Genomic DNA, 3,313 nt, shown 5'->3' on the forward strand with positions numbered 1-3,313 from the left:
ACAAGGCGCTTAACACGTATGCCACTGCGTGCCATACTGGGACAAATACGCGGCGCGGCTTCGCCATTGTAGCGCCGCATATTTGCCCGTTAGCTTAGCGTTATATTGCTTTTAGGCTATACGCTAATCTCGTAGCACTATAAAAACAGTCAATACACCTAAACATTTTTATTTAGAAAAACTAAATAAACTCCTTTACATTATTGGTGTTCTTCCTTATCATTTTTCTATCTTAAAATTAGTGAGTAAAGAAAAATGACTAAATATAATTCTGATATAGATCCATTAAAGCAAGTTATGGAAACTGTGGTTGCAGGGTTTCAAAAAACGACCGAGGCAATTCAAGATTTGAGAGATGAGCAGGCTAAGTTAGAGCTTCGTCAAAAGCAACAAGCCCAAGCCGCATATCAAGGTATGACAGGTAGTGGTAAATCTAGATATGTCGCAGAGTTGGTTAAGATTGAAGAGCAAAATGAGCAACGAGGAGCTAAAGCTCGTGTAGCTGAGACTTTAGATTTAAGCGCTGGTCGTATTACTCAATTACTAAATTCAGAAAAAAATCGCAAAAATGGCAAATAGCAATATAACAAGCAAATTAACAGGACTAAAAACAGCTGGCTCTTGCTCGTGCCTCGCTATTTTAGCCATCAATTTTTAGCCTGTTATTTGGGCGTTATGTCTAAGGAGAAGACTATGAGTTTTAAATTAACTTTAAACGAAAAAATAACCCTCGTAATTGCTATATTATCCCTAGGCTTGGCTGGATACTCTCTGTACCTTTCAGTACAAGCTAAAGCGCCAAAGTTGAGTATTGAGACTGAGCGAGCAACTTGTTCAGGCGATAAGGATTGTTTTAAAGTTTTTGTATTCAATAACGATGAAGCGCCCTGTTTTGAATTTAGTTTGAGCTTCAGTGACGAACTCGGAAAGGGATACTATATGCAAGGTTACGAAAACTCGAGCCTATTCAACAGTAAATTTGCTAAAAATACAGTTTCATTCCCAGCTATGACGATGATTTCTTTGAATAAGATTAATGGGAAAGCGTGGCTAGGATTCCTTGATAATAAACAAATAGCACATTTTTCTTTTATACCGGAAACGTCACTCCCTACAACTGCTACTTTGAAAGTGACATGTGCAGGTTTTAAGAAAAGTGTGTCTCTTTAAGTTCGACATAACAAACGCATTAACACTCGCTGCGCTCGCTAGGGACAAAAACACGTAGGCTCCCTTCGCTTCGCTCGGTATTATAGCCTACGTATTTTTGCCCGTTATGCGGGTGTTATGTGTCAAAGTGGGTTTAATGGAATAGGTGATATTTGAAACTAAAAATAATTGGTCCAATGCCACCGTACTATGATGTCGCTGAGTATCTTTGGGGCAAAGGCGTGGATATAGATAGTGATGGCGATTCTTACCCTGCCGACGCCACCGATTGGACCGAGTTAACACTAATTCTTCGAAGCGATACAACCCAAAGAGTTGACATTGATCCGTCTCCTTTAAACACTAACTTCTTGGTGTTGAAAGCAAGCAACCAACAATTAAAGAGCGCAGTCGTAACATTTTTGAAGTCAAAGGGGTCAATTGAATAATTATGCCACATAACAATCCATTCAACCGGACGCCTACTCGCTGGCTGGCGCTCGTTCCTCGCGATTGTAGCCAGCAAGTTTGCGCCGTTTAATAGGGGCGTTATGCGTTAATGGGTTGTAACTTTGAAAGACTTAACTAGCAAATACTTGTACGGCAGTTCACCTTACATTAGTGAGTTGAGTTACGATATTGATAATCGTATATTGACCGTTACCTGCGTTGACAATCCTGACGATTTCAATCCTGCTACGAGTATTGTTTTCTCAGGTGTAAAATCATACTCAGAAGAATCGCTGGGTGATAGTAATGCAGATGACATTATGGATAGCATCATAGGAATGAATTGGCATCAGGAAAATATATTTTGCCTACATACGCAGAAGAAAGAAATAATGATTGAGTTAGAAAATGAACCTGTTTCTTCGAATCTCGCATAACAAAACGTTGAAGCGGACAAAAATAAAAAGCAATTTTCGCCGCTTAACGTGGTGTTAGCATACTTTAATTGGAATCGTGGTAATCAATATGGAACATTTAAATGAAATCACTTTGTAAAACTATTCTTTTAGGACTCCTTTTAGTTGGAGTGTCGTCTTGTTCTGATAGTGATCAACAACCAGATCCTGATTTCGTCCCCAAAAATATCAACAGTACCTTTTCTAAATTAAATAGCCCTGTTGTTCTTATTGATGAGGCTCATAATAATTTCCTTACAAAAAAAGGCAGATACAAGCCTTTTTCTCAAGTTCTGTCTAGTGATGGTTATACTGTAAAGTCTAGTAAAGAAAAGTTCACTTTAACTTATTTAAAACAAGCGGATATATTGGTAGTCGCAAATGCACTAGATAAAAATAGACAGGACTGGAACCCTCCATTCGGAGATGCATTTGACAAAGGGGAGGTTGAAGCAGTTAAACAATGGGTATCACAAGGTGGTTCTCTTTTTCTAGTTGCCGATCACACACCTTTTCCTAAAGTTATAGAAAAACTATCATCTGCTTTTGGTTTTGAGTTTAGTAATGGTCATGTCCGTGACGCTTTATTTCGCCTAGATAATAAATCCCTTATAGAACATTCAATAACCCAAGGTATCACTCAAGTTAAAACATTTGGTGGTTCCGCTTTTCAAATACCTGAAAGTGCACAGCCTCTTTTAACTCTAGGTAAAGGAGCCACATCAGTTGTGCCAGAGATACCTTTTCAAGTAAATGCCAAAACTCCAAGAGTATCAATGAATGGCTGGTATCAAGGAGCAGTTTTGGAAGTTGGAGAAGGTCGAGTTGCAGTGTTTTCTGAGGGGATGACGTTCTCATCGCAAGTTACGGTTTCAACGGGTAAAAAATATGGTTTAGCCTCAGATGGTGCGGAACAAAATGAACATTTTCTTCTAAATGTCATGCATTGGCTGTCAAAGAAAATTTAAACGACAGGTGTACCCAGTATGCTAACAAGTCACTTAAAAGGACAAAAAACAGTTGGTTTTTGCTCCTGCGTCGCTTATTTTAACCAACTATTTTTTGCCTCTTAGTGAGGCGTTGAGGCTGTAGAATTTATCAAAAAAGGACGTTTCCCTGTCCTTTTTTAGCTTTACGCTAATTGTTTAATAATTGAGCTTGAATCGTCATCTGGCCTGTGATCTAATAGTTATTATCCGTTACGAGTTGAACGAGATGGCCAACTACAAACCTGATTTATCCAGTCAAAATAAATTCAT

At 38.6% G+C, this 3,313-nt stretch carries 5 protein-coding genes; all 5 read left to right on the top strand.

The window, feature by feature from the left end; genetic code table 11:
• Positions 1 to 255: 255 nt before the first annotated feature.
• The 5 genes from J3L16_RS15590 to J3L16_RS15610 all read left to right on the top strand — a co-directional run bounded on the left by J3L16_RS15590 (position 256) and on the right by J3L16_RS15610 (position 3,022).
• Positions 256 to 579, top strand: a complete 324-nt coding sequence (locus tag J3L16_RS15590) for a hypothetical protein (RefSeq protein WP_207613990.1) — start codon at positions 256 to 258, stop codon at positions 577 to 579.
• A 114-nt stretch (positions 580 to 693) separates the two neighbouring features.
• Positions 694 to 1,170, top strand: coding sequence for a hypothetical protein (locus J3L16_RS15595; protein ID WP_207613991.1), 477 nt, complete (start codon positions 694 to 696; stop codon positions 1,168 to 1,170).
• A 152-nt stretch (positions 1,171 to 1,322) separates the two neighbouring features.
• The gene (locus J3L16_RS15600) at positions 1,323 to 1,598 is read left to right on the top strand and encodes a hypothetical protein (protein WP_207613992.1); all 276 of its coding nucleotides are present in this window, start codon (positions 1,323 to 1,325) and stop codon (positions 1,596 to 1,598) included.
• Between the two features lie 147 nt (positions 1,599 to 1,745).
• Positions 1,746 to 2,036 (top strand): hypothetical protein, encoded by a 291-nt coding sequence (locus J3L16_RS15605; RefSeq protein WP_207613993.1) that lies wholly within the window; start codon positions 1,746 to 1,748, stop codon positions 2,034 to 2,036.
• A 101-nt stretch (positions 2,037 to 2,137) separates the two neighbouring features.
• Entirely contained in the window at positions 2,138 to 3,022 is an 885-nt protein-coding gene (locus J3L16_RS15610; protein WP_207613994.1) for a DUF4350 domain-containing protein, read from the top strand.
• Positions 3,023 to 3,313 lie beyond the last annotated feature (291 nt).

The organism is Alteromonas sp. 5E99-2 (genome assembly GCF_017368475.1).
In the GTDB taxonomy this organism is placed as follows: domain Bacteria; phylum Pseudomonadota; class Gammaproteobacteria; order Enterobacterales; family Alteromonadaceae; genus Alteromonas_F.